General features: G+C 58.8%; 28 protein-coding genes, 1 other RNA gene and 1 riboswitch. Of the genes, 3 read left to right on the plus strand and 26 right to left on the minus strand.

Annotated elements, in window-relative coordinates:
• Nucleotide 1: 1 nt before the first annotated feature.
• From lfgK to lfgB, 10 genes are all read right to left on the minus strand, one after another.
• Nucleotides 2–1,321 carry a lateral flagellar hook-associated protein LfgK gene (gene lfgK, locus NOM67_RS13760; RefSeq protein WP_156853734.1) on the minus strand — a complete coding sequence of 440 codons (1,320 nt, stop codon included), beginning with the start codon at nucleotides 1,319–1,321 and terminating at the stop codon, nucleotides 2–4.
• Nucleotides 1,321–1,719 (minus strand): rod-binding protein, encoded by a 399-nt coding sequence (locus tag NOM67_RS13765; RefSeq protein WP_042030092.1) that lies wholly within the window; start codon nucleotides 1,717–1,719, stop codon nucleotides 1,321–1,323. The genes lfgK and NOM67_RS13765 overlap by 1 nt, the downstream gene beginning before the upstream one ends.
• An 8-nt stretch (nucleotides 1,720–1,727) precedes the next feature.
• The gene (gene fgIL / locus NOM67_RS13770; RefSeq protein ID WP_255937972.1) at nucleotides 1,728–2,834 is read right to left on the minus strand and encodes a lateral flagellar basal body P-ring FlgIL; all 1,107 of its coding nucleotides are present in this window, start codon (nucleotides 2,832–2,834) and stop codon (nucleotides 1,728–1,730) included.
• An 8-nt stretch (nucleotides 2,835–2,842) separates the two neighbouring features.
• The gene (gene flgH, locus NOM67_RS13775) at nucleotides 2,843–3,514 is read right to left on the minus strand and encodes a flagellar basal body L-ring protein FlgH (protein ID WP_033115411.1); all 672 of its coding nucleotides are present in this window, start codon (nucleotides 3,512–3,514) and stop codon (nucleotides 2,843–2,845) included.
• Nucleotides 3,514–4,299, minus strand: coding sequence for a lateral flagellar basal-body rod protein LfgG (gene lfgG, locus NOM67_RS13780; protein ID WP_033115412.1), 786 nt, complete (start codon nucleotides 4,297–4,299; stop codon nucleotides 3,514–3,516). Before lfgG ends, flgH begins: the two co-directional genes overlap by 1 nt.
• Before the next feature lie 82 nt (nucleotides 4,300–4,381).
• Nucleotides 4,382–5,116: a lateral flagellar basal-body rod protein LfgF gene (gene lfgF, locus NOM67_RS13785; RefSeq protein ID WP_033115413.1), complete on the minus strand. Its 735-nt coding sequence runs from the start codon at nucleotides 5,114–5,116 to the stop codon at nucleotides 4,382–4,384.
• 10 nt (nucleotides 5,117–5,126) lie between these two features.
• Complete coding sequence (gene flgEL, locus NOM67_RS13790) at nucleotides 5,127–6,332, minus strand: lateral flagellar hook protein FlgEL (protein WP_255937976.1); 1,206 nt, start codon at nucleotides 6,330–6,332, stop codon at nucleotides 5,127–5,129.
• Between the two features lie 18 nt (nucleotides 6,333–6,350).
• On the minus strand, nucleotides 6,351–7,058 hold the full coding sequence (locus NOM67_RS13795; RefSeq protein WP_041210153.1) for a flagellar hook assembly protein FlgD: 708 nt from the start codon (nucleotides 7,056–7,058) through the stop codon (nucleotides 6,351–6,353).
• Nucleotides 7,059–7,061: 3 nt separating this feature from the next.
• Entirely contained in the window at nucleotides 7,062–7,487 is a 426-nt protein-coding gene (flgCL, locus tag NOM67_RS13800) for a lateral flagellar basal body rod protein FlgCL (RefSeq protein WP_033115416.1), read from the minus strand.
• A gap of 2 nt (nucleotides 7,488–7,489) precedes the next feature.
• Nucleotides 7,490–7,879, minus strand: coding sequence for a lateral flagellar basal body rod protein LfgB (lfgB, locus tag NOM67_RS13805; RefSeq protein WP_033115417.1), 390 nt, complete (start codon nucleotides 7,877–7,879; stop codon nucleotides 7,490–7,492).
• A 60-nt stretch (nucleotides 7,880–7,939) separates the two neighbouring features.
• Here lfgB and lfgA point away from each other — a divergent pair, with 60 nt between their 5' ends.
• From lfgA to lfgN, 3 genes are all read left to right on the plus strand, one after another.
• Nucleotides 7,940–8,731 carry a lateral flagellar basal body P-ring formation protein LfgA gene (gene lfgA, locus NOM67_RS13810; protein ID WP_305121673.1) on the plus strand — a complete coding sequence of 264 codons (792 nt, stop codon included), beginning with the start codon at nucleotides 7,940–7,942 and terminating at the stop codon, nucleotides 8,729–8,731.
• 77 nt (nucleotides 8,732–8,808) lie between these two features.
• The gene (gene flgM / locus NOM67_RS13815) at nucleotides 8,809–9,084 is read left to right on the plus strand and encodes a flagellar biosynthesis anti-sigma factor FlgM (RefSeq protein ID WP_033115419.1); all 276 of its coding nucleotides are present in this window, start codon (nucleotides 8,809–8,811) and stop codon (nucleotides 9,082–9,084) included.
• The gene (gene lfgN, locus NOM67_RS13820; protein WP_104015876.1) at nucleotides 9,081–9,524 is read left to right on the plus strand and encodes a lateral flagellar protein LfgN; all 444 of its coding nucleotides are present in this window, start codon (nucleotides 9,081–9,083) and stop codon (nucleotides 9,522–9,524) included. The genes flgM and lfgN overlap by 4 nt, the downstream gene beginning before the upstream one ends.
• On the opposite strand, the gene lfiJ is transcribed toward lfgN, so the two are convergent.
• The 16 genes from lfiJ to rsmI form a co-directional block, all read right to left on the minus strand.
• Nucleotides 9,521–9,940, minus strand: a complete 420-nt coding sequence (gene lfiJ / locus NOM67_RS13825; RefSeq protein ID WP_041210149.1) for a lateral flagellar protein LfiJ — start codon at nucleotides 9,938–9,940, stop codon at nucleotides 9,521–9,523. The genes lfgN and lfiJ overlap by 4 nt on opposite strands.
• Before the next feature lie 12 nt (nucleotides 9,941–9,952).
• Nucleotides 9,953–11,281 carry a lateral flagellar FliI-like assembly ATPase LfiI gene (gene lfiI / locus NOM67_RS13830; protein ID WP_041210148.1) on the minus strand — a complete coding sequence of 443 codons (1,329 nt, stop codon included), beginning with the start codon at nucleotides 11,279–11,281 and terminating at the stop codon, nucleotides 9,953–9,955.
• The gene (gene lfiH / locus NOM67_RS13835; RefSeq protein WP_156853737.1) at nucleotides 11,274–11,966 is read right to left on the minus strand and encodes a lateral flagellar assembly protein FliH; all 693 of its coding nucleotides are present in this window, start codon (nucleotides 11,964–11,966) and stop codon (nucleotides 11,274–11,276) included. Before lfiH ends, lfiI begins: the two co-directional genes overlap by 8 nt.
• Nucleotides 11,967–11,978: 12 nt before the next feature.
• A complete protein-coding gene (gene fliGL, locus NOM67_RS13840; protein ID WP_033115424.1) occupies nucleotides 11,979–13,007 on the minus strand; it encodes a lateral flagellar motor switch protein FliGL in 1,029 nt (342 codons plus the stop codon).
• Nucleotides 12,994–14,742 carry a lateral flagellar M-ring protein FliFL gene (fliFL, locus tag NOM67_RS13845; RefSeq protein ID WP_255938201.1) on the minus strand — a complete coding sequence of 583 codons (1,749 nt, stop codon included), beginning with the start codon at nucleotides 14,740–14,742 and terminating at the stop codon, nucleotides 12,994–12,996. The genes fliGL and fliFL overlap by 14 nt, the downstream gene beginning before the upstream one ends.
• A 17-nt stretch (nucleotides 14,743–14,759) precedes the next feature.
• Nucleotides 14,760–15,086: a lateral flagellar hook-basal body complex protein LfiE gene (lfiE, locus tag NOM67_RS13850; protein WP_082035417.1), complete on the minus strand. Its 327-nt coding sequence runs from the start codon at nucleotides 15,084–15,086 to the stop codon at nucleotides 14,760–14,762.
• Between the two features lie 11 nt (nucleotides 15,087–15,097).
• Complete coding sequence (gene lafK / locus NOM67_RS13855) at nucleotides 15,098–16,360, minus strand: lateral flagellar response regulator transcription factor LafK (protein ID WP_269747690.1); 1,263 nt, start codon at nucleotides 16,358–16,360, stop codon at nucleotides 15,098–15,100.
• Between the two features lie 249 nt (nucleotides 16,361–16,609).
• Nucleotides 16,610–16,697, minus strand: a riboswitch (cyclic di-GMP riboswitch).
• Between the two features lie 197 nt (nucleotides 16,698–16,894).
• A complete protein-coding gene (lfhA, locus tag NOM67_RS13860) occupies nucleotides 16,895–18,970 on the minus strand; it encodes a lateral flagellar biosynthesis protein LfhA (RefSeq protein ID WP_033115427.1) in 2,076 nt (691 codons plus the stop codon).
• Between the two features lie 3 nt (nucleotides 18,971–18,973).
• Nucleotides 18,974–20,110, minus strand: a complete 1,137-nt coding sequence (flhB, locus tag NOM67_RS13865) for a flagellar biosynthesis protein FlhB (protein WP_156853740.1) — start codon at nucleotides 20,108–20,110, stop codon at nucleotides 18,974–18,976.
• Nucleotides 20,107–20,889, minus strand: coding sequence for a lateral flagellar biosynthetic protein LfiR (lfiR, locus tag NOM67_RS13870; protein ID WP_255937991.1), 783 nt, complete (start codon nucleotides 20,887–20,889; stop codon nucleotides 20,107–20,109). The genes flhB and lfiR overlap by 4 nt, the downstream gene beginning before the upstream one ends.
• Nucleotides 20,886–21,155: a lateral flagellar biosynthetic protein LfiQ gene (gene lfiQ, locus NOM67_RS13875; protein WP_041210142.1), complete on the minus strand. Its 270-nt coding sequence runs from the start codon at nucleotides 21,153–21,155 to the stop codon at nucleotides 20,886–20,888. The genes lfiR and lfiQ overlap by 4 nt, the downstream gene beginning before the upstream one ends.
• A gap of 1 nt (nucleotide 21,156) precedes the next feature.
• Entirely contained in the window at nucleotides 21,157–21,891 is a 735-nt protein-coding gene (gene fliP / locus NOM67_RS13880) for a flagellar type III secretion system pore protein FliP (RefSeq protein WP_033115431.1), read from the minus strand.
• A complete protein-coding gene (gene lfiN / locus NOM67_RS13885) occupies nucleotides 21,891–22,268 on the minus strand; it encodes a lateral flagellar motor switch protein LfiN (RefSeq protein ID WP_033115432.1) in 378 nt (125 codons plus the stop codon). The genes fliP and lfiN overlap by 1 nt, the downstream gene beginning before the upstream one ends.
• An 8-nt stretch (nucleotides 22,269–22,276) precedes the next feature.
• Complete coding sequence (lfiM, locus tag NOM67_RS13890) at nucleotides 22,277–23,149, minus strand: lateral flagellar motor switch protein LfiM (protein WP_255937996.1); 873 nt, start codon at nucleotides 23,147–23,149, stop codon at nucleotides 22,277–22,279.
• A gap of 225 nt (nucleotides 23,150–23,374) precedes the next feature.
• Nucleotides 23,375–23,761: RNase P RNA component class A (gene rnpB, locus NOM67_RS13895), an RNA gene on the minus strand.
• A 62-nt stretch (nucleotides 23,762–23,823) separates the two neighbouring features.
• A complete protein-coding gene (gene rsmI / locus NOM67_RS13900; RefSeq protein WP_255938000.1) occupies nucleotides 23,824–24,657 on the minus strand; it encodes a 16S rRNA (cytidine(1402)-2'-O)-methyltransferase in 834 nt (277 codons plus the stop codon).
• Nucleotides 24,658–24,821 lie beyond the last annotated feature (164 nt).

The following is a 24,821-nucleotide window of genomic DNA, read 5'->3' on the forward strand; positions in this document are numbered from 1 at the left end:
GTCAGAACATGTTCAGGATGGAATTGAAGAGCTGATCCGAGGTACTAATCACCTTGGCATTGGCCTGATATACCTTGGTGTATGCCATGATTTTGATCCCCTCTTCATCGGTGTTGACCCCGCTGACACTGCTCAGCTTGGTAGCCAGCTGCTTCTCCATATTGGCATCAGCCTGCATGGTCGCCTTGGCCTGTCCGCTCTGCACCGCTATCCGGCCAAGCAGGGCGCTGTAGGCGTCATACTGGCCATCTTTGATGGTGATGATCTCCTGCAGATTGCGGTTGTCGCCCTGCCCGCCCCCGGCCTTGGCAAAAGCGAGATGATCGCCGGTAAAGCCATCGGCAATCTTCAGGGTCCCGGAAGGGTTGAGCGGGTCGTAACTGAACAGGGGTTTGCCCGGGTCACCATTAAGGTCAACACCACCGGCCTGCTTGGCATTGAAGTCGTCTGCCAGTTTTTTTGCCATCTGGTTGAGTTCGTCGCGCAGCGGGCGCAGCACATTGGCACGGTAATCCATTACTCCCGCCAGAGTACCACCATGCAGAGCGGGTACTTCGAAAGTCTGCGGGCCAAAACTGAGGCTGAGCTTGTCACCGGCCAGCGAGAGCGTACTGCTGCTGCCAGCCAGTACCAGCGGTTGCCCCTGAGGCAGACTTAGCGAGAAAGAACCATCGCTCTGCCGGTTGACCCTCACTTCCATATAGGTGGAAAGCTCGCGCACGATCTGCTCACGACTGTCTTCCAGAGCCGATGTATTGACCCCTTTGGAGGCCTGCTCGCTGATCTGCGTATTGAGTTCGGCAACCTGCTTGAGATAGCTGTTGACCTGAGAAACCGTGCTGTTCAGCTGATCGTCGATCTGTTTCTCCTGGGTCATCATGCTCTCGTTCAACTGACCATAGCGGTTCGCCAACGCGCCGGCAGAGCTCACTATCTGGCTACGCTGGGCCGGTGTTTCCGGGCTGTCGAGGGCCGCACTCAGTGAGGCGAAGAAGCTGTCCAGACCCTTGGCGATGTTCATCGACTCGCTGCCCAGAAGCTGCTCGGTGGTATTGATGTACTGATGAAACGAGTAGGAGGCCCCGGTCGCAGAGCGGCTGCGCCAATGCTGGGAAACCAGATACTCATCCGTGATCCTGCGAACACCGGTTACCTCTACCCCCTGGCCATTATCCAGCCGGCCAAAACCCGACAGGCTGCCCATCATGGCCTCCTGACGGCTATAGCCGATGGTATTGACGTTGGCGATATTCTGGGCGGTCACATTCAACGCAATCTGTGCCGCATTGAGTCCGCTAAAACCGATATTGAGCAGAGACATCAGTCACCTTTCCTCATTTTTGCCGTGTTCAGAGGCTGACTGAAGGCAGCCAGGGTCTGTGATTCTGAAGCGACCGCCTGGTCGGCATTCTTTAATGTCGGTGCCAACTGACTGACCATCTGCTCTTTAAGACCGATCCCGCCGCGCTTGACCAGGCTCATCGCCAGTTGGCTGTCATACATATCGCGATAGAGATCCTGCCCCTTGATGAGCTTGTCATCCTCATCCTGCAGGGCATCACTGGCCGAGCGCATATGCTTGAGCACGGTCTGCAGAAAGCTCACTTCGAACTGACCGGCTACGGCATCGAGCGCGGCACGCTGATCCGGGTTGCTCTTGATCTGCTGAAGTTCATTGAGATCCTGATAGAAACCAGGTTCCGAAGTTATTCGGGTCATAGAGATCCTTAGATGACCACCAGCTCTCCCTCGAGGGCACCAGCCTCATCGAGCGCCTGCAAAATGGCCATAACATCATCGGGCGTTGCCCCAAGCGAGTTGACGGCCTTGACGATCACCTCAAGCGAAGTGCCATCAGGCCAGACAAACATGTTGTTCCGTTCGCGATCCACCTGGATCTTCGAGTTGGGGGTCGTGGTGGTCTGTCCATTGGAGAAGGGATTGGGCTGGCTGACGGTCTGGCTCTCGCCAATGGTCACCGTCAGGCTGCCGTGGCTGACCGCCGCCTTGTGCACCTTGACCCCCTGCCCCATTACCACGGTACCGGTACGGCTGTTGAATACCACCTTGGGTCGCTCCTGCCCCATGTCGACCTGTACGTCCTGCAGCAATGCCATGAACGAGATGCGCTGGCTCTCGTCACGGGGGGCTGCAATCTGAATGCGACCGGCACTGACCGCTTTGGCAACCGGCCCCAGCTGGTGATTGATGGCCCGCTCCACATTGCGGGCCGTCTTGAAGTTAGGCTGATGCAGATTAAGCGTCACTTCGGGTTTGTCGGCAAAATTGCTGGCCACTTCCCGCTCAATGATGGCGCCATTGGGAATGATCCCCGCCGTCGGTACGTTGATGGTCACCGAAGAGCCGGACTGCCCCTCGGCCTTGACCCCGGCCACCACCAGATTGCCCTGGGCCACCGCATACACTTCACCATCGATACCGCGCAAGGGGGTCAACAGCAGCGAGCCGCCACGCAGACTCTTGGCATCGCCAATCGAGGTGACGGTTACGTCCACCAGCTGCCCCTTGCCAGCCAGTGCCGGCAGGGTTGCCTGCACAGATACCGCAGCGACGTTCTTGAGCTTGGGATCGATATCATCCGGCAGTTGCACGCCAAACTGCTTGAGCATGTTGGCCATCGACTGACCGGTAAACTTCACCTGGCTCTTGTCGCCGGTGCCGGACAACCCCACCACCAGACCGTAACCAACCAGCTGGTTGGTTCGCATCCCCTGCACGTCGGCAATATCAAGCAGTGACCGCTTGGCGGCAGGAGCGGCATTCACCCACCATGGCAGGCAGAGGCAAAGCAGGGCGATAACCCATCTGTTCATGTAAGACCTCAAAACGGTGCAAATGCGGAGCTGAAGAAGCGCCCCAGCCAACCCATCTGGTTGCTGTCGGCAAGCGCACCACGGCCAGCATAAGTGATGCGGGCATCGGCGATGCGCTGGGACGAGATGCGGTTGCTCTGGTCGATATCCTCAACCCGCACCATGCCGCCCAGACGGATGTACTCATCACCCTGATTGAGACGGATCCACTTCTCGCCGCGGATACCGAGCACGCCGTTGGGCATCACTTCGGCCACCGTCACCGTGATGGAACCGGCCAGGGTATTCTGCTGGCTGGATGTCGCTCCACCATCAAAATCCCGGTCGGCACTGAGGGTCGCCCCCCAGTCAGGGCGCAGTTTGCCACCGATGGAAGGGGCTGGCACATTCATGCTGCTGTTCTTGCTCATGCTGGTGTTGGCTTTCTTGCTCGACTGGGTACGCTCTTCCAGCACCACGGTCAGAATGTCGCCGATACGATAGGCGCGACGATCCTGAAACAGGGTCATCATGTAGTCGCCACGATACAGACTGCCATCTTCCCCCCGGGCCGAGGCAGACTGCATGGGCCGTGAAGGCGCCCACTTCTCCTCGCCCGGCTCCGGAGCCTTGAGCTCATAGGTCGCGCAGCCACCCAGCAACAGCACGACCCACAGGTAACGCCACATCATCTTCATCATCACAGCGCTTGAGTGACAAACTTGAGCATCTGGTCGGCGGAAGAGACCACCTTGGCATTCATCTCGTAGGCTCGCTGGGTGGTGATCATGTCCACCATCTCCTCCACCACGTTGACGTTGGAGCTCTCCAGCGTGAACTGCTTGATGGCCCCCATCGCCTCTTCACCGGGCACCCCTTCGATGGCTTCACCGGATGCGCCAGTTGCGCGATAGAGGTTGCCACCAAGCGCCTCGAGACCAGCCGGGTTGGAGAAGTTGGTCAGGGTGATGCGTCCCAGCTCCACATTCTCCTGCTGACCCGGCAAGGTGGCACTCACGGTACCGTCGGTACCGATGGAGATCTTGGTAGCGTTGTCCGGGATCTGGATCTGCGGCTGCATCGGCAGACCATCAGCGTTGACCAGCATTCCTTCCGCATTGCGATGCCACTGACCATTGCGGGTGTAGGCAGTCTCGCCATCGGGGCGCTCGACACTGAAGAAGCCGGCGCCGACCACTGCCATATCCAGCTCCTGATTGGTGTTCTGGAACTGACCCGGGGTAAAGACCTTCTGGGTACCGACCACACGCACACCATTACCCATCTGGATGCCGATGGGCGAGAGGTTCTGCTGATCCTGTTGTGCCCCCGGCTGACGCTGCACCTGATAGAACAGATCTTCAAAGGCAACCCGATCACGCTTGAAACCAACCGTGTTGACGTTGGCCAGGTTGTTGGAAATGCTGGCCATCTTGGCATCTTGGGCCGACAGACCCGTCTTGCTTACCCAAAGTGCTGCATGCATCTTTGTCTCTCCACCTGATTCATTCGGATGCCGAAGCATCTCTCAGCGGGACGATGCACCAAACTGCTCGTCCCGTTCATGATTAACCCTGACCGGAAATCAGCCGGGCCCCTTGTCTGGCCTGTTCGTCCGCGGTCTTCATCAGCTTGACCTGCAGCTCGAAGTTGCGGGTCAGCGACATGCTGCTGATCAGCTCATCGACCGCATTCACGTTCGCCCCCTCCAGAAAACCGGAAGCCAGTACGACCTGCTCGCTGGTCTCGGCATCCCCCCCCTGTCGCAAGCGGAAGAGGCCATCCTGCCCCTTGACCAGCTCGGCGGGATCCGGGTTGACCAGCTTGAGGCGTCCCACGTCGAGACGGGCACCGCCGCCGGGCGGCGTGATGCTGAGCGAACCATCCTTGCCAAAACTGAGATCCCGATAGGCAGGAAGTACCATTTCCCCACCATCGCCCAGCACGGGGCGACCGTTGAGGGTCAACAGCCCGTCGGCATCGCTCTCCAGATTGCCGGCCCGGGTGTAGGCCTCTTTGCCATCTGCGGTCTGCACCGTGATAAAGCCTTCACCGCGAATGGCCACGTCCAGCTTGCGCCCGGTCTGCATCAGCGCGCCCGGCTTGAAGTCGGTGCCGGCCATCTCTTCGCGAGCCATGACCCGGCTGGGGTAACCATCACCGCTCAGGGCATAGGCCGACACCCGCTCGAAGTCAGCACGAAAGCCGGCGGTGTTGACGTTGGCCAGGTTATTGGCCCGGATTTGCTGGGCCATCAGGGTATGTTGCGCCCCTGACATGGCGGTATAGATAAGCTTTTCCACGGGTCAGCCCTTAGAAGGAGTTGAAGAGAACCTGGGTCATCTTGTCAGCTGAGCTGATGGTCTTGGCGTTGGCCTGATAGTTGCGCTGGGAGGTCATCAGGCTGACCAGCTCACCGGTCAGGTCGACGTTGGAGCTCTCGTAAGCCCCTGCTGTCAGTTGACCCATGGTGCCGGAGCCCGGCGCCCCCAGCACCGGTTGACCGGAGCTGAAGGACTGCTGCCAGGTGGTGTTGTTGGTCTGCAGCAGACCGTTGGGATTGGCGAAGTTCGCCATCACCACCTGCCCCTGCTTCAGGCTCTGGCCGTTGGTAAAGGTGGCGAAGACGCCGCCATCGGCATCCACCCGAACACCGGTCAAATCGCCCGCGGTATAGCCGTTGGACTGGTTACGAGTGGCATTGAAATCGGAGGCGTACTGACTGACTCGACTCATATCCAGTTGCAGGGCAATTGGAGAGGCGCCCGCGGGTGCCAGCGCCAAATTGGCAGGAATGGTCGAAGCCCCCGTATCCAGCTTGCCATCAGCGGTGAATTTCATCTTGGCCCCGCCAGCAGGGGTGATATCAGTGCCATTGAATGTGTAATGCACGGCCCACTCATTGGGTGCCGTTTTGACAAAATACTGGGTGACGGTGTGCTCAACCCCGAGCGAGTCATAGACCTTGCTGGATTGGGAGTAGCTGAAGCTGTCTGACTTGGCTGGATCGAAGGGGTGAAGAGCCGGATCGATCACGCTGGCATCCGCCTTCAGGTTGGCGACGAACTCCAGCTTGTCGGATGCCTTGGCAGGCAGGCTGCCGGCTTTGACCTGGATGTCACCGATCACCCCGGATTGCAGCTCACCGGCATCATTGGTGGTATAGCCCTGCAAACGGGTGCCGTTGGCGGCCGTCAGGTAGTTGTTCGGGTCACGCTGGAACATGCCGGCTCTGGTGTAGGAGGTCTGGCCGTTGCTGTCCTTGAGCACGAAGAAACCGCTGCCGGAGATGGCCAGATCCAGACCACGGCCGGTACGCATCACGTCACCATTGCGGTCAAAGTTCTGGGATACGTTGTTCATCTCAACCCCGCCCGCCTGACCGCCACCATAGATGGCAGCAAACTCGGCACGGCTCGATTTGAAGCCTGCGGTACTGGCGTTGGCCACGTTGTTGCTGATAACGCTCAATTCCTGGTTTACGGCGCGCAGGCCGCTCAATCCGATACTGAAAGACACAATTTCGCTCCTGTTTGATTACGCCGATTTGCCGAACTGAATGGCACTGAAGAGGGGGACGTCACCCACGCCAGCGACCTGCAACATGATCTCGCCCGTGCCGGGCAGGGTGACGCGATCCACCTTGCTGGCGACATAGTTTTTGGACGTGGTGGCAACCCCGTTGAGGGATGCCTTGACCTCGAAGCTGTACTCACCGGCGGGCAGCTCCGGCAGTTCATAATCCAGCCCGCCAGCCTTGCTTTCACCCCAACTCTTGGTCGCAACCAGGGTGCCATGCTCGTCATAAACCTTGAGCTCGACCTGATCGGCGGCGCCCGCCAGTTCGACCTGACCGCGAATGGCTTTGTCATCGCTCTTGGTCAGGGTCTTGCTCGGTACCATCACCTCTTTGTCGATAAGGTCGGTACTCTGCAGTACCTGCTGGGTATCCATCATGTTGATGGACTTCTGCTGCAGCAGCTTCAGGCTCTCGACCCCTTCCACCATGCTGAACTGGGCCAGCTGGGTGACATATTGGGCGCCATCCAGCGGGTTGGTGGGGTCCTGGTTCTGGATCTGGGCCACCATCATCTGCAGAAATTCGTTGCGCAGTTGCATGCCGCTCTGGGCACTCTGGCCAGTGGCAGAGCCCGCCGCCGCATTGTTGGGGGCGATATCCGGGGTGGCAGAGCGCTGGCTGGCACCACGGGCGGTATCAAGGGTGCTTACCTGAGGCAGACTCACGGCTTAGACCCCCTGACCAAGACGCAGCAGACCCTGCTGCATGCTGTTGATGCGATTGATCACCTCGACCGAGGTTTCGAAACCGCGGGAGGCACTCATCATGTCGGCCATCTCCTCCACCGCATTGACGTTGGAGTAGTAAACAAAGCCGTCTTTATCGGCGATCGGGTTGGTCGGTTCGAGACGCTTCTCGACCTGACGATCGGACTGCACTATGCCGGCAATCTGAACCTGTGCAGACCCCAGCGCCTCTGCATCCTGCACGCGCTGATAGAGAGTGGAGAAAACCGGCTTGATGGCGCGAAACGCGGCATCTTCACTGCCGGCTGCACTGTCCACGTTCGCCAGGTTGGAAGCGACGGTATCGAGTCGCACGGTTTGTGCCCGCATGGCACTGCCGGCGATGTCATAGATTCGGTTGAACGACATGATTAACGCCCCTCGATCGCTTTGGCGATCCCGGTGATTTTCATATTCAGGAAGGTCAGGCTGGTCTGGAAATCCGTGGCATTGTTGGCAAACTTGCTCTGCTCGACGCTGAGCTCAGCGGTATTGCCATCCATGGATGCCTGATAGGGGATGCGATATAGCGGATGCTGCATATCGTCAGCCATGGTGCCCTGACTGATGGCAGCGCTCTCCTCGCCTGCCGCAACTTGCTGTGCGACACGGCCAAGAATCGTCTTATAATCGACGTCCCGGGCCAGATAGCCGGGGGTATCCACATTGGCCAGATTCCCGGCCAGAATACGCGCCCGATCAGCCCGAATATCAAGGGCATAAGGGTGTACGCCAAGAGCGCTGTCAAATGAGATACTCATGCTTCATCCTTTTATGAATCAGTCAGACCGGTGCACTTGTTATCAAGACTCATGCCAATCATGAAGATCCCTTATTTGCGCCGGATGCAGCGCTGCCCCTGGCTGATCACATTGACAAAAGGGGAAGTACCGTTTCCCGTATGGAAGCGATCAGGCCTCTTCTGGCTGCTGATGCTGGCAAGCCCGCTGCACGCTGAACCCGGCGAGCTGTCGCAACAGGTCGGTGCCCGCCTCAGGGAGGATGCAAGTCAGACCCTGCATGCCTACCTGCAACAACAGGGCTGGGCAATCCCGGAGGTGGACTATCAGGTGTGGATCTCTCCGGCGGTGGAACACCTTCCTCCCTGCCAGCAAGAGATCCGCTTGCAGGCAGGGGGCCAATATCGCCAGCCGTGGGGTCGTCGCCCCTACCTGGTCGAGTGTGCCAACCCCTCCTGGCAACTGAGAGCCCGGGTCGAGGTCACGCTCATGCTGCCAGTCTGGATGACGGCCCGGGAGATCCGGAAAGGCCAGACCATTCAGGCAGCGGACCTCGTCGAGGAGTCTCTGGATGTCAGCAGACTGCAGCGAGGCTTCATTCCCGTCACCGAGTCGCTGACAGGCAGCAAGGCCAATCGCAATCTCAGGATGGGGCAGTTGATTGGCGAACTGGACCTGCAGAAGGCCTGGGCGGTGAAGGAGGGTGAAGGGGTATTGATCCGGGCCGGTCAGGGTGGATTCTCGGCCACAACCCGCGGCACGGCATTGGCAAGCGGCGCCATCGGCGATGGCATCAAGGTACGCAACAGCAGCTCAGGCAAAGAGATCCAGGCCTGGGTCATCGCAAAAGGGGAAGTCGAAACCCGTTTTTGAACCCGTATAAGGGTTTTTATTCAAGTTAGGCCGACCTTGGGTCGCTTTGCAGAGATAGACCACCAGGAATTGACGTTATGAAAATCACACGCACCGACCCGCTCTACGTTCAGACCCAGTTGCAACGCAAGCAGGATGGCGCGCCAGCCCAAGTCGAGGCGCGCGCTACCAAGGCTGACGCCCAGATCAGCAGCACGGCACAGGTTGTCAATCAGGCGAGAGCCCAGCTTGCCACCACATCCGACGTGGATATGGAAAAAGTGAACCGGATCCGTCAGGCCATCAGCGAAGGAAAACTGGAACTCGATATGGATGCACTGGGTCAGGCCATTCTGGACATGCATCGCCGATGAGCATGGAGCCGAAGCAGCGGATCAAGGAGCTGATCCTGGGCATCCAGCAAGATTGCAGCCGCTACGCCGAGCTGCAGAGCCTGTTGCTGCGCCAGCACGGCTTGCTGGCAGCGCACGATGTCGATGGACTGGCAACCCACAACCAGCAGCAGACAAGGCTGATGGCCGATGTGCAAAAACAGGCTCAGCAACGTTGCCACCATCTGCTCGCTCTGGGACTGAAACCGGATGAAAAGGGGATGGCGACCCTGATTGCCAAACTGCCTGCCACCATGCAGCCAAAAGTCGCTAGCCAGTGGCAACAACTCGAACTGCTGTTGCAGCAGTGTCTGCGCCAGAACGATCTCAACGGCCGTCTGCTGGCTGGGCAGATAGAGACCATCAACACGCTGCTGGGTCAGGAGCATGCTTACGGCCAGCTGGAGCGTTTTCCCGACTAGTTCCCCTCTTTGAGCTGACGGTGGCGCAAGCCGGAAAGCTCGTCGAGCTGGCGCTGATCCCGCAGCTCCCGCTGCTGGCTGATGGCTCGCTCACGTTTGTCCAGCAGGTGCTCCAGCCCTTTGACCCGACCAAACTGCCTGACCACCTCTCCTTCATGGCGCTCCAGATCGAGCTTGGCCAGTGCCGATTGCTGAACCTGATGGGCCAGCAAATGACGCAACTGGCGATCCATCTGCTGCTTGTTCTGCCACAGCAAGGGATGGAAAGTGGCCGAGCCGGGGCTCAGCGAGCCGATCACCTCCTGCAACCGCAAGGCTCTCTGCTCTTCCCTTATCGCCTCTTCCCGCAAGCGCTGACGCTCCTTGCCGAGCGCCTCCAGCGCCTCCTGCTGCAAGCCGAGATAGGATTTCAACATGGCGACCTCTGATTACCTGCCCAGAACCTGCTTGAGCCCAGCCACGACCTGAGCCAGCGGGGTCTCTTCATGGATCCCCTGCTGCAGGAAGGCGGCAATGGCCGGGTAACGTTGTACCGCTTCGTCCATCTGTGGATCTGCCCCCGGTTGATAGCCACCGAGCGGCAGCAATTCGCGCACCTGTTGGTAGCGCCCCCACAACTGACGCAAGGTGACCGCCAGCTGCTGCCAGTCAGTCGGCACCACTTGCGGCATCACCCGGCTCACCGAAGCGCCGATGTCGATGGCCGGGTAGTGCCCCTCTTCCGCCAGACGTCGGGTCAGCACTATGTGACCATCCAGAATGGCACGGGCCGAGTCGACTACCGGGTCCTGCTGATCATCCCCTTCCGCCAACACGGTGTAAAAGGCACTCAGGCTGCCATCAGGGTGGGTACCGTTGCCGGCCCGTTCCACCAGCTGGGTCAGCATGCTGAACACCGATGGCGGGTAGCCGCGCGTCGCCGGCGGCTCACCGATAGCCAGTGCGATTTCGCGCTGGGCCTGGGCGTAGCGGGTGAGGGAGTCCATCAATAGCAGTACATCCTGGCCCCGCTCACGAAAATATTCGGCAAGACGATGGCAGAGCTGGGCGGCACGCAACCGCATCAGAGGGGATTGATCCGCAGGAGCGGCCACCACCACCGAGCGGGCCAGACCTTCCGCACCGAGACTGTGTTCGATGAACTCGCGGACTTCACGACCCCGTTCACCAATCAGCCCCACGATGACGATCTGTGCCGTGGTGTTGCGGGTCATCATGCCGAGCAACATGCTCTTGCCCACGCCGGAACCGGCAAACAGGCCCAGTCGCTGCCCCTTGCCAACCGTCAGCAAGCCATTGATGGCACGGATACCCACATCAAGAGGTTCACGGATCGGCGTGCGCAGCAGCGGATTGGGCGGAGAAGAGAAGAGTGCAACACGCTCCCCCTCGTCACGAAGAGGACGGCCATCCAGCGGCTGCAACAGACCATCGACAACCCGGCCCAGCAGATGCTCACCGACCCTGATTGTCTCTTCGCCATCGATTGGCAGCACCCGGGCTCCGGCGTAAAGCCCTCCCATGGGCTGCAGCGGCATCAGATAGGAGATCTCCCGGTTGAAACCCACCACCTCCGCCAACAGAGACTCGCCGGATGCCGTATCGACCCGGCAGCGCTGCCCCATCACCAGCTGGCAGCCGATTACCTCAAGGGTCAGCCCCGTTACGCGAACCAGTCGGCCATAGCGGCGAAAACCGGGCACCTCGTCAAAGCAGTCGAGCGCCGAGGTGAGCGCCTGTTGCAGAGCTTCATGCATGCTGCGGCAGTTCCAGCGTGCTGTTCAGCTGCTCGATGCAGGAGGCAAGGCGCTCGCCGGTATTGACCTCGATCACCGCTGCTCGTGTTTCGATGCGAGCATCGCCAATGGCCAGATTGGGGTCTACCTGCAACGGCCACCCTTCGCAGCGGGTGACTCCCTGTTCGGCCAGACGCTGGCGATCCCCCTCATTGAGATAGATGACCAGCTCTTCCGAAGCGGCAGGCAGAGTCGCCAGCGCCTGCTCCACCTGATTGAGTACCTGCTGGGGATTGAGAGTAAATTCGGCCTGGATAACCCGCTTGGCCACCTGGGCCACCAGCTGGGCAATCAGTGCTTTCTGCTCCTGCATCTTTACCCGGGTCAGGGATTCCCACTGCTCCTGCAGCTTGGCAAAGGGCACCATGGCCTGATCGAAAGAGGCGCGCCCCTCCGCCAAACCCTGAGCGAAGCCGCGGGTTTGTCCCTGCTGCAGCCCCTTGGCCTCTCCTTCCACCAGACCGCTGGTCAGTCCCTGCTGATATCCGGATTGATACCCTTCGTCGTGACCTTGCTCCAGCCCCTGCTGATAACCAAACTCGAACTGCTCCTGCTGACTCTGAGCCTCTTCCCCGCTCTGCCCCAAGGCCGGAAAGCGGTAGAGCCGGGTCGGGCCGGGCATCAACTTGCGCACATAGTGACTCATCAATGCCCCCTGTTAGCTGACCGTCGGTTCTTCGAACAGCTGGAACTCGATCTCGCCCTGCTCCACCAATTCGCGGACCAGTTGCATGATCTCCTCTCGGGCCTGCTCGACCTTGCGCAAGGAGACGCTGCCCTGATGCTGGATCTGATCTTCCAGTGCCTGAGCCATCCGCTTCGGCATGGCACCGAGCACCACCTTGCGGAAACTGGTCTCGGTATTCTTGAGGGCCAGCGCCAGCAGCTCGCTCGGGATCTCCTGCACCAGACGCTGCAGGGTTTCGTCGCTCTGGCGACGCAACGTCATGAAGTCGAACATGTTCTTCTCGATTTCCAGCGCCATGTCACCATCGTGTTCACGCAGCAGCGAGAGCATCTGCTCCTTGTCGCCCTGATAGCGGTTGAGGATATCGGCAACCTGCCGCACACCATTCACCTTGGCTCCGGACTGGTCAGCAACATAGGCAAGACAACGATCTAGCGTCAGCCTGAGTTCACCCAGAACATGCTCGCTAACGCTGCTGAGACTGGCGACCCGCACCAGCAGATCGTCGTGTACCGAGCCGGGCAGCTCATCCAGTACCGCGGAAGCGGTCTGGGGTGGCAGGAACGCCAGCAGCACCGCCTGCATCTGCGGGTGCTCATTGCGGAAGAAGCGGGCCAGCACATCGGCAGGTACCCACTGCAACCGCTGGATATCCTGACTCATCACGTCACCGTAGAGGCTGTCGAGCAGGCTGCGGGAGAGACGCTGACCAAGGGCCAGGTCGAGAGTCTGTTCCAGATATTCGCGGGAGGCACTGCCGATCCCGCTCTGTTCACGATACTGGTTGAAGAACTGCTGCAAGGTCCATCGGGCCTCCATCGAACTGACGCCGGAGAGACCGGCCATCTTGGAGATAAGGCGCTGCACTTCATCGCGGGAGAGCTTTTGCATCACCTTGGCAGCAGCCTCAGTCCCCATGCTCAACAGCAGGATGGCCGCTTTCTCAAGGTTGTCGATATCGATATCGACGGCTTTCTGGTTCAGGTTAACGTTGTTCATTGCCACTTACCCATGCTCTCACCACTTCCGCTACCCGAGCGGTATCTTTGTCAACCAGCAACTGCAGATGCTTGAGTTGTACTTCCAGCTCGGAACCCGGCTCCGGCAATGCCTCCAGATCCAGAGAAGAGAAGTGCGGTTCCCGCTCGTTGTCGGAACGGATCAGACCATTGCTCATCGGCGGCGCCGTCAGGGCAACATCATCATCCCGCCGCATGGAGAGACCCACGGTCGGCTCCAGCTCATCATCCAGCTCGTCAGAGAGCGCCTCTTCGTCCGGTGCCTGCTGGGTGCGAACCAGATGCTTAACCAACGGGCGGATACCGAAGAAGACCAGCGTCAGACCAAGCAGACCACCCACCAGATAACGGAGCGAATCCTGCCAGTAAGGGGTTTCCCACCAGCTCGATTCGGGCGGAGCAATCGGCGCAGCGCCGGTGAAGTCGAACACTTGCAGGCTGATCTGATCTCCACGAGCCTCATCAAAGCCCACCGAGCGCTCGACCATCTGCCGGATCTGCGCCAGCTGCTCATCATTCCAGCCACCTTTCGGGGCGCTCTGATGATTGAGCAGTACGGAGACGTTCATCTTCTCGAGCCGTCCCTGCTGATAGCGGGTGTGTACTATGGTGCGGCTGTTTTCGTACTGCTTGCTGACCTCCTGCCGCTCGGTGCGGGAGTCATTTTTCTGATTTTCCGTGGTGGCTGCCGCGGTCTGATTCTGGGTCGCCGGATCACTTTTGGGCGCCGTTTCGGGAGGACGATTGGACAGTGCGCCAGGGATACCCAGTGCCAGCGCATCGATGGTTTTGTCCGATTTGCTCGACTCCTTGGTCACCACCCCTTGTGGATCCAGCTGCTGCTGGGTCTCCTCCACCGCATTGAAGTTGACGTCTGCGGCGATCTGCACCCGGAAGTTGCCGGTGCCCAGCATGGGATAGAGCATGTCGCTGGCACGCTGACGAATGTACTGCTCCAGCTTGCGCACATACTCCATCTGCTGCACGCTCTGCTTGCCAAACCCGGCCTTGTCGCCGAGTTCGGCACTCAACAGCTGGCCAGCCTGATCGACAATGGTGACCGCTCCCGGTTTCATGCCGGAGATACTGCCTGCCACCAGGTTGGCAATGGCCTCGACCTGGCCGGGCTCCATGGCCTGACCGGGCTGCAGATCGAGCATGACGGATGCACTTGGCTTCTCCTCGTCACGACCGACAAAGAGAGTGCGTTTGGGAATGGCGAGATGGACGCGGGCACTGCGTACCGCATCCAGCGAAATGATGGTGCGCGCCAGTTCGCCTTCCAGCGCATGGCGATAGCGGGCACCTTCCATAAACTCACTGGTGCCAAGGCCGGTGACATTGTCCAGCCCCTCCAGACCCGCCGGCATGGCCGCTCTCACCCCTCTGGCCGCCAAGGCCATACGAACATGGGCCAGCTGATTCTCCGGCACCAGGATCTGGCCAGAACTCTTCTCAAGCCGGAACGGCACCTGCTCCTTCTCCAGCATCTCCATGATGTTGGCGGTATCGTAGAGCTCCTGCTTGCCGTAGAGGGGGACGTAGTTTTTGCTGGACGTCCACAGAATGACGACGATTGTGCCGGCAACGATGGCAGCCAGCAGAGCAATCGTCAGGATCGATTTATTGTCACGGGAGAGGCTGCGCCAGTTGCGAAGGCCCTCCTGCACGCGTGTTCTGAAGGAATCCGAAGCCCCTTGCGGGGACGTTACCAGTTCAGTCATCACTTACCTCAGAGCGGCATGCGCATAATGTCGTCAAAACCGGTCATCAGCTTGTTGCGCACCTGCATCAGGGCTGAAAAGCTGAGACCCGCTTTCTGACTGGCCACCATGGCCCCGACCAGATCATCGCTCTGGCCGGCATCAACAGCCGTCATCATGGCTGAAGCCATGTTCTGCTGTTCGTTGACTCTGCCGACAACGTCGCGCATGGCGTCGCTGAATGACACATTCGAGAGATCATTGGATTCGATGGAAGGAGCCTGAGTGGCAACTCGTTGCATCTCCTGCATCTGCTGCAGAAGCGTTGCCTGTGATGACATCATTTCAATCTTCACGCCGTTATCCCTTAGTTTTGAAGCTGCTGCTCGATATCAATGCCCTGCTCACGCATCGCCGCCAGCTTGTATCTCAGAGCCCGGGTGGTCATCCCGAGCGCTTCTGCCGTGCGGGTACGATGGCCACGGAAGCGGCGCAAGGTCTCTAGTACAAATTGAAATTCTGCGTGCCGACGCGTCTCGCTCAACCCTTCCGGGGCGGAAAGGACTTCCGCCAATCCATGTTCGGGTTCCGCGACATAGCTGGGCAGCATCAAATCGACCGCTTGAATATGCAATCCGCGAGCCATGATTAATGAACGTTGAATGACGTTATCGAGCTCCCTGACGTTGCCCGGCCACTGATAAGCCAGCAGTTGCTTGCGAGCACTCTCGCTCAGGCGATACCCCTGCTGGGGCGCATAGCGTTCGATGAAATATTCAGCCAGCGGCAATATGTCGTCGGGACGCTCGCGCAGTGCTGGCCAGTTCATCGGCAACACATCGAGGCGATAGAAGAGGTCTTCCCTGAACTGGCCGGCTGCCACCAGGGTGCGCAGATCCTTGTTGCTGGCGGCGATGATCCGCACATCCAGCGCGATGGTCTGATGACTACCGAGGCGCTCCACCTCACGCTCCTGCAAAACCCGCAACAACTTTGCCTGCAGTGACAGGGGCAACTCGGAGATTTCGTCGAGCATCAGGGTTCCGCCCTGCGCCTGCTCGAACTTGCCGGGCTGCGAACCCGTCGCGCCGGTGAAGGCCCCCTTGTTGTGGCCAAACAGAATGGATTCGAGCATGGACTCGGGAATGGCGGCGCAGTTGATGGCGACAAACGGCTTGTGAGCACGGCTGGACATCTCGTGGATGTAACGCGCCAGACGCTCCTTGCCCGTTCCCGACTCACCCCCGATAAGAATGGTGGCTGCCGTTTTGGCTGCCCGGCGAGCAAGCTGCAACACTTGCAGGCTCATGGTCGAGACGGCGATCAGGTCTGGAATGGCCTGCCGCAGACGCAGTGCCCCCTTAACCACATCCAGCATCTGCTGCCCCCCGAAGGGCTTGATGATGTAGTCGATGGCACCGGCTCGCATCGCTTCTGCCGCAAGGTAGGCCTGACGCTCATTAACCAGGATCACGCAATCAATGCCGCTAAAATCATGCACCAATTGAGGACCTACTTCGGTCATGAGATCCATGTCGAGCAGGATTAAATCAACGGAACGACTGCCGAGAATTAATTTCGACTTGCGAATAGAGTCACAGCGGGAAACAGCATATCCCTGTGCTGCCAATATTCCTTCAATATCGTTCCCATCGGCCATAGATGAGCTGATTAACAATAAATGGGGATCTTTCCCAAGACTGGCCGGTCTTGAGCTTTTTTTGGTAGATACATCCGAAAGCATATGAACCCGAACCCGTGATTGTGGATAAAACAATCAACAGAACTGAAATGCCGAAATAAAAGACGCACAGGTACGCTGGCGCTTCTAACGAGCACCTAGATCAAACCAGTGTTATATCAAGGCGGTAACAATGGCCTTGGCAACCCCGCTATCATGAGCATTCCTGCTTTTAGACCGGAGGCTTTGCGTCCTGACTTTTCAGTTCAGTTTGCCTTTTTCATGCGACTGCCCGTATTTGGACAAGACAGCACCAAATTAGTGGTGACTGCTGAGTGACACATGTGAATTGTTATATTTGTTATTTATCTTTGACGACCGAATGCGTCAAAAACAGTCACATCATAACGGCTTACAATTACAATTCAAGTAGATAGGCGGAATATATTCTTCCCATTTGCCTATTAACATGGCAGCCCAGTTTCAGCCTAGCGTGCCAATAACCTCCACTCTCAACTCTTCCGGTATTTCATTATATGAGAGCACTTTGAGACCTTTTGCAAAAGATCGGGCATAACGCGCGATCAAGGGTCTAAGTTGCGGCATCACGACCAATACCGGGGCATATCCTTGCTGCTGCAGCTGCTCTTTAACCAGCGGCATATTTTGCTGCAACTGTGCCAGCAGTTGCGGATCAACCGGAAAACTGTCCAGCTGGATTTTCCCCTGCTGCTGCGACTGGTTCATGGCCGCCAGCAAGGTCTGCTCAAGACGGTCATCGAGCGTGAAGGTGGCAAGCACATCACGGCTGCCAATCGCCTGTCTCACAATCTGGCGCTTCAAGGCGCAACGAACATCGGAAGCAAGCAGCACGGGATCCTTGGTCAGCTCGCTGGCATCGAGCAGGGTCGTCGCCACCGTGCGTATATCGGTCAGACTGACCTGTTCCTTTAGCAATTGCCGAAAAACTCGCAACTGCTGCATCTGGGTCAGGGCCAGATTGAGCTCCTCCGCCAAACGGGGCGACTGGGCCGCAAGATGTTGCCCCAGCTTGCCCACCTCATCATGACCGAAGAGGGCATCAAGCTGCTCACGCAGCAGCTTGCTGGCGTGGGTCGCGATCACCGTTGCCGAATCCACCACCGAATAGCCAAGATTCAATGCCTTGGCCTTGTTCTCCGGTGAAATCCAGACTGCGCTCATGCCATATGCAGGATCCTGGGTCAGCTCCCCATCCAGCGAGCCATAGGTCTCGCCGCTGCTGATGGCCATCAGACGCTGACAATCGACATTGCCGGACGCCAGTGCCACACCGGAGAGCTTGATCCGGTACTGATCGGGTTGCAGCTGCAAATTGTCGCGAACCCGGATCTCGGGCAGCAGAAAACCGTACTGCTCCGATAGGGTTTTGCGAATACCGCGCACCCGGGCCAACAGCTCGGCGCCTTTGTCAGCTTCCGCCAGCGGCACCAACCGATAACCCAGTTCGATGGCGACGGTATCGACCGGCGGCAAATCCTGCCATTCCAGCCCTTGTGGTTCCGGCTGGGCAATCTGGCGAGCCAGCTCCTGCGCGGCATCCAGATCCGGGGTATTGACCGCCCGCTTGCTCACGCTCCAACCAGTCCAGGCCAGTACGGCGGCAAAGCTGAGGAAGGCCAGCATCGGCATGCCCGGCACCAGCCCCAGTACCAGCATGATGGCAGCGGCAGTGTAGATGACGCGGGGAGAAGCTAGGATCTGGTCACCCACCTGATCCGCCATCTCACCTTCATCGCTGACCCGAGTCACAATGATGGCGGCAGCGGTAGACATCAGCAGCGAAGGGATCTGGGCCACCAGACCGTCACCGATGGTCAGCAGAGCATAGCGCTGGAAGGCTTCGGCAACCGGCAGGGCATGCTGGAAAATACCGATGGCAAGGCCGCCCACCAGGTTGATGATGAGCACCAGCATGCCGGCAATCGCATCACCGCGCACAAACTTGGAGGCACCATCCATCGCCCCGTAGAAGTCGGCTTCACGGGCGATCTCGTCCCGTCGTGCCCGCGCCTGATGCTGATCCATGGTGCCGGCATTGAGGTCGGCATCGATGGCCATCTGCTTGCCCGGCATCGCATCCAGGGTAAAGCGGGCAGACACCTCGGAGATCCGCTCCCCACCCTTGGTGATCACCACAAAGTTGATGATCATCAGGATCACGAAGACCACTAGACCCACGACATAGTTGCCGCCGATCACCACCTCGCCAAATGCCTGAATCACCTTGCCCGCCGCTTCATGGCCTTCATGGCCATGCAGCAATACCACGCGGGTCGAGGCCACGTTGAGCGACAGCCGCATCAGGGTTGCCACCAGCAACACCGTGGGGAAGACGGAGAAGTCGAGAGGGCGACGCGCCGATACGGAGACCAGCAGCACCAGTACCGCCAACACAATGTTGAAGGTAAAGAGGGCATCCAGCAGCCAGCCCGGCAACGGCAATATCATCATGGCCAGAATGGCCAGCAGCATCATCGGGATCGCGGTATAGGATTGGGTCAATACACGCCAGTTCACAACTTACCTCTCAGGTTGACGTAATTCGGGCGGCACATGCAAAGGAGCAAGCGGGTTTGGCTTTCGCCCCTTGCCGGCCTGATACGCCCTCAACTGCAATACATGATTCAAGACATAAGCCACCGCGGTATAGAGACCCGCCGGTACTTCCTGATCTATCCGGGTGGAGTAGTAGATGGCACGAGTCAGCTCCGGCAGACTCATCACCATCTTGTCATGCTGTTTGGCCACCTGACGGATCCGCTCAGCCATGCCATCCACCCCCTTGGCAATCACGAACGGGGCATTGGCACGCTGGGGATCATATTTGATGGCCACCGCGTAGTGAGTCGGGTTGACGATGATCACATCGGCCTGCGGTACGCGCTGCTCGATACGGGCACGAGCCAGCATGGCCTGCACCTGACGGATCCGCGCCTTGATTTCCGGACGACCTTCGCTGTTCTTGTGCTCATCCTTGACCTCCTGCTTGGTCATCCGCAACTGCTTGTTCAGCGACCAGCGCTGATAGGGCACATCCAGCACGGCGATCAGCATCTGCACGCCACCAAGCAAGATGAATGCCTGAGAGAGGATCCGCAGCGCCTGCTCCATGGCGGCCTGGGGTGGCATACGATTCATCATCAGCAACGTGGGCCACTGATGCTGGAGCAGCAGCGCCAGCGTGGAGCCAATCAGCAGAATTTTCAGTACCGACTTCAGCAGCTCCATCAGGCTGTGACTCGAGAACATCCGCTTGAGCCCCTTGAGTGGGTTCAGCTTCTCGGCTCTGGGGAAGAGCTTCTTCCAGGTCAGTACCATGCCCCCCGGCAACGAGCTGAGCAGGACCAGCATCAGAGCCAGAAAAGCAAACAGCGGCAGCAACACCCACAACATGTTGAGCAAGGCTTCCGCCGTCCAGTGCACCATCATTTGCGGATCCCTGGCTCCTTGCCAGTCGAACCGTTGTGGCCGTTTCATCAACTCGGCGAAGAAGCGACCAAAGCTGGGCACCATCCACTGCATGGCAAAACCGCCGAGCAGCAATAGTCCCGCCGAACTGAGCTCCTTGGAGCGCGCGATCTGACCCTCTTCTCGTGCCTTGCGCAGTTTCTGGGAAGAGGCCTCTTCGGTTTTATCCTGGGCGCTGTTCTGGCTCATGAGGGGGTCAGGGCTCGCAGTTGTTCCAGCACGTGAGTCACCAGCTCAAGGTAACGGGAAGGGACTCCGCTGATTGAGATAGCCATGGTGAGCAGCCCGAGCAACAGCGTCATGGGGAAACCGAGCGAGAAGATGTTCAGCGAAGGGGCCGTGCGATTCATGACACCAAAGGTCAGGTTGACCATCAACATGGCAACCACGGCAGGTAGGGTGAGGATCAGCGCAGCGCCGATACACCAGCCGAACAGACCGACCACCCCTTTCATGTCGAGCAGGTCGAGGGAAGAGCCGGGTGGCCAGCTGCGCAGGCTCTGCACCAGCACATCCAGCGTCACCAGATGGCCATTCAGACCAAGAAACAGCAGTGAGCAGAAGACCAGCATCAACTGGCTGACGATGGGCGCGGTGTCACCATTGCTGGGGTCATTCATCACCGCCATCGCCAACCCCATCTGCATGGAGAGGATCTGGCCAGCCATGGTCATGATCATGAACAGCATCTGGACGCAGAGACCGAACAGCAACCCGAACAACAGCTGCTCAACAGCCAATACCAGAGCACCGGTGCTGAGGGGGTCAACGACAGGCATTCCCTTGAGCATGGGGGCAATCAGCAGGCTGACGATCAGCGCCAGCAGCAGACGAACTTGCGGCGGCACCCGACCGTCACCGAATACCGGCATGACCCAGAAAGCGGAACCAATCCGCAGAAATGGCCACCACCACTGCCCCAGCCAGGCCGTCAGATCGGCAGCGCTGAGGGACAAGAGGGAGTTCATCCGATGAGTCCGGGGATCTTCAAAAACAGGTCGTGGAACAGGGTTGTGATCTGCGATAGTAGCCAGTTCCCAGTGAAGATGAGCGTCATCAGGGTCACCAGAAAACGGGGTAAAAAGCTGAGGGTCTGCTCCTGGATCTGGGTCGCAGCCTGAAACACACTGACGACCAAGCCCACAATCAGCCCCGGCACGATCAGCACGGAGACCATCACCACGACGAGATTGACGGCGCCGCCAACCAGCGCCACGCTCTGCTCCGGCGTCATGTCAGCCTCCCCCGCCAAAACTGGCAGCAAGGGTACCGACCGTCATCGACCAGCCATCGACCAGTACAAAAACCATCAGCTTGAATGGCAAGGAGATGATCAGCGGCGAGAGCATCATCATCCCCATCGCCATCAGCACGCTGGCCACCACCAGATCGATCACCAGAAACGGAATAAACAGCATAAAGCCGATCTGAAATGCGGTATTCAACTCACTCAATACAAACGCGGGCAACAGCACCCCGAAAGGAACATCCTTCTTGGCCACCGTTGTTGGTTCACCGGAGATGCGCAGCATCTGTTCCAGATCCGGCTCGCGGGTCTGCGCCAGCATAAAGGTACGCAGCGGTTTCTCTGCGCGAGCAACCCCTTCCGACAGGGTGATCTCATCCCTGTCAAACGGGACAAAAGCATTCTGGTATATGTCGGTCCAGACCGGACGCATGATAACCAGAGTCAGGATGAGGCTGATCCCGATCAGCACCCGGTTGGGAGGACTCTGCTGCAAACCGAGCGCCTGCCGCAAGATGGCCAGCACTATGATGATCCGGGTAAAACTGGTCATCATCAGCAACAAGGTCGGCAACAACCCCAGCACTGTCATGAAGAAGAGGATCTGCAACTTGATGTTGTAATCCTCGCCACCTGCTGCCCCCGGAGCTACCGAGAACAGGGTCATGTCAGCCCCCCAGCCAGGCAGGGAGAAGAGCAGCAGGGTCAGCAGCAGGTAACGCATCAGTCGTCCATGCCACCCAGCAGTTTGGCATCGATTACGTCAACCAGACGCAAGCCATACTTGCCGTTGACGACGACCACTTCCCCCTTGGCAAGCAGGCGGCCATTGACCCGGACATCCAGCGGCTCGCCCGCCAGTTTGTCCAGCTCAATCACGGCGCCCTCTTCCACCCGCATCAGGTCACCCAGAGGCACTTCGGTACTGGCTACCTCAAGGGTCACCTTGACCGGGATCTGGCGGAAGAAAGAGAGATCCCGCTGCTTGCTGCTACTGGTCGGCGCCATGTAGTCGGCGGCACTGGGCATGCTGATATCGTCACCAAACAGTTGATCCAGTCCATCCAGATCCAGCGGGTCATTCATATTGTGCTCGCTCATGATTCGATTTACTCCTCTACCACAGTCGCAACCTGGTAGACCAGACTGCCTTTATGTTCTGCTATACGCCCATTGAAGCAGGGGCGGTTACCTATCAGGGCGGGCACCATCTCCGGCAGATCCAGCGACAGCACATCTCCCACCTTGAGGCACTCCAGATCGGCCAGCGTCATCGACAGCTGCCCCATGACCACCCGCAGCCGGACCGGAACATGGCTCAATACCTGTTCCAGCTCTCCCTCGGGCAAAGCAATCCCTTCCTGAGAGTCGGATTCTTCGGACGGAAGCAGCCACATCTGCCACTGGTGGGTGCAATTGCCAGCTTGCAGGGTGGCACGGGTAGTCCACAGCTGACGGGTCGGCATGGCATCCTGCGGGATGATATTGATCTGCCACTCAAGATCTCCCAGCCCGAGGCAGGAGCACCAGATATCGACTTGATAGTGACAGAGTCTTTGCAGCAGGCGCTGTTCCGTATCAGTCACCCCTTTACCGGCAGGAAGCGCCTCCTCTTTCTGATGGAGCGTGCCACCAAAAAAGAGGACGGCCAGACGGTAGATCACCAGAGGAGAGATGGAAAAATAGACTGCGCGCTGGGGATCAACCCGGGATGTGGCCTCGACCCAGAGTTGTGGCTCGGCAACATCGGCGACGCTGGAGGCGGCGAACTCGCCATAGGTCAGCTCGCAATCAGCACTGTTGAAAAGTTGGGCCATGCAGCCGGCGACCTGCAGAGAAAAGGTGCTCAACTGGGCGTTAACCTGCTTGAGACGAGTGCGGTTTACCCGATCGATACCCAGCAGATCATAACGAGGAAGGGCTTTGCCTTGCTCGGCTCCGAGCAGGCGGGAAGGTGTGTGCACTGCACCGCTTGATGACATTAAAAATCCACCCTGACCATTTCATCTTCCCTTGCCGTCAGCCCCTTCGGTGGGGGATGCAGCATGATAGATACAACTCATCCAACCGAGTCATAGCGACCAAAAAGAGGCCGAACTTTATTACAAATTCAAAAATGCTGCCACGCGCCACATCATGTTGTGACATGTAAAAAATCCCGGTGCCGCTAAGCACCGGGATTTATCGTGACGGGTCACGCAGAATTGGGTCGGAGTCGGCCTGTAAGCCGGGTTCTGTACCGGGTTGCCCCGGGTAGCAATCATTCCTCTAGGCCAGCAATCGCTCGCTGGCTCAAGCAACCTACCCGCCCCCAACGCGGGCCGCGCCAATAGGGGCCTATTTGGTCTTGCTTCGGGTGGAGTTTACCGTGCCACGAACTGTTGCCAGTCGCGCGGTGCGCTCTTACCGCACCCTTTCACCCTTACCTGATCCCTTGCGGGCCATCGGCGGTCTGCTCTCTGTTGCACTGGTCGTAGGCTCGCGCCCCCCAGGCGTTACCTGGCACCCTGCCCTGTGAAGCCCGGACTTTCCTCCCCTCCGCCCGTCTGTCCCGAGGGACACAACGACGAAGCAGCGATTGCCCAGCCAACTCCGAGGCGCGGATTATAGCCTCGTGATGCGGGCGGGGTAAACCGGCAATTCCCGTTTACGGCAATTAATAGTGCTCGAGACCGTACTTGTAGAGGGCATTCTTCTTCACGCCGTGGATCTCGGCGGTCAGTGCGGCTGCTTTTTTGAGCGGCAGCTCGGCAACCAGCAGACCCAGAGTACGGAGCGCCTCGGCCGGCAGCTCCTCTTCCTCTTTACTGGCACCGGCAACCACCAACACGATTTCGCCGCGGCAGCGGTTTTCATCTTCGCCAAGCCAGATAAGCATCTCGGAGGCGGGCAAACCGTGGATGGATTCGAACGTTTTGGTCAGTTCACGGCACACAACCACCTGGCGCTCGCCAAGGATGCGAGCAATCGCTTCCACCGTATCCTGTACCCGGCGCGGGGATTCGTAGAACACCAGCGAACGGGTATCTTCGATAACAGCCTGCAGACGATCGTCACGCCCTTTGCTCTTGGCCGGCAGGAAACCTTCGAAAGCAAACCGGTCGGTGGGCAGGCCAGCAGCGCTGAGCGCCGTGATGGCGGCGCAGGGGCCGGGCAGTGGCACCACCTTGACCCCGGCTTCGCGACAGCGGGTGACCAGATGATAACCGGGGTCGCTGATGAGCGGCGTACCCGCATCGGAGACCAGAGCGACACTCTTGCCCTCTTTGATCCGACCGATCAGCACATCGGCTTTCTGCTGCTCGTTGTGATCGTGCAGCGCAAAGGTCGGCACCGAGATTTGGTAGTGGCTGAGCAGAATGCCGGTGTGGCGGGTATCTTCGGCGGCGACCAGGTCGACGCTGCGCAGAGTATCCAGCGCACGCTGGGTAATGTCAGCCAGATTGCCGATCGGAGTGGGCACTATATACAGGGTTGGGATGTCACTCATGGGATCTCCGAGTGCCCCGACAATTGTGTCGCCATATTGCCCCGTTTACACTATGGGGAATTTCAACACTGGTCGGGGAATGAACTTGAACCGGGTTACAAAGCAGCTAAGTGTATCACGACTCTTCGGCATCCTACTCGCGGCAATCCTGCTGGCCGCCTGTG

Source organism: Aeromonas sp. SG16 (assembly GCF_024436135.1).
Taxonomy (GTDB): domain Bacteria; phylum Pseudomonadota; class Gammaproteobacteria; order Enterobacterales; family Aeromonadaceae; genus Aeromonas; species Aeromonas jandaei.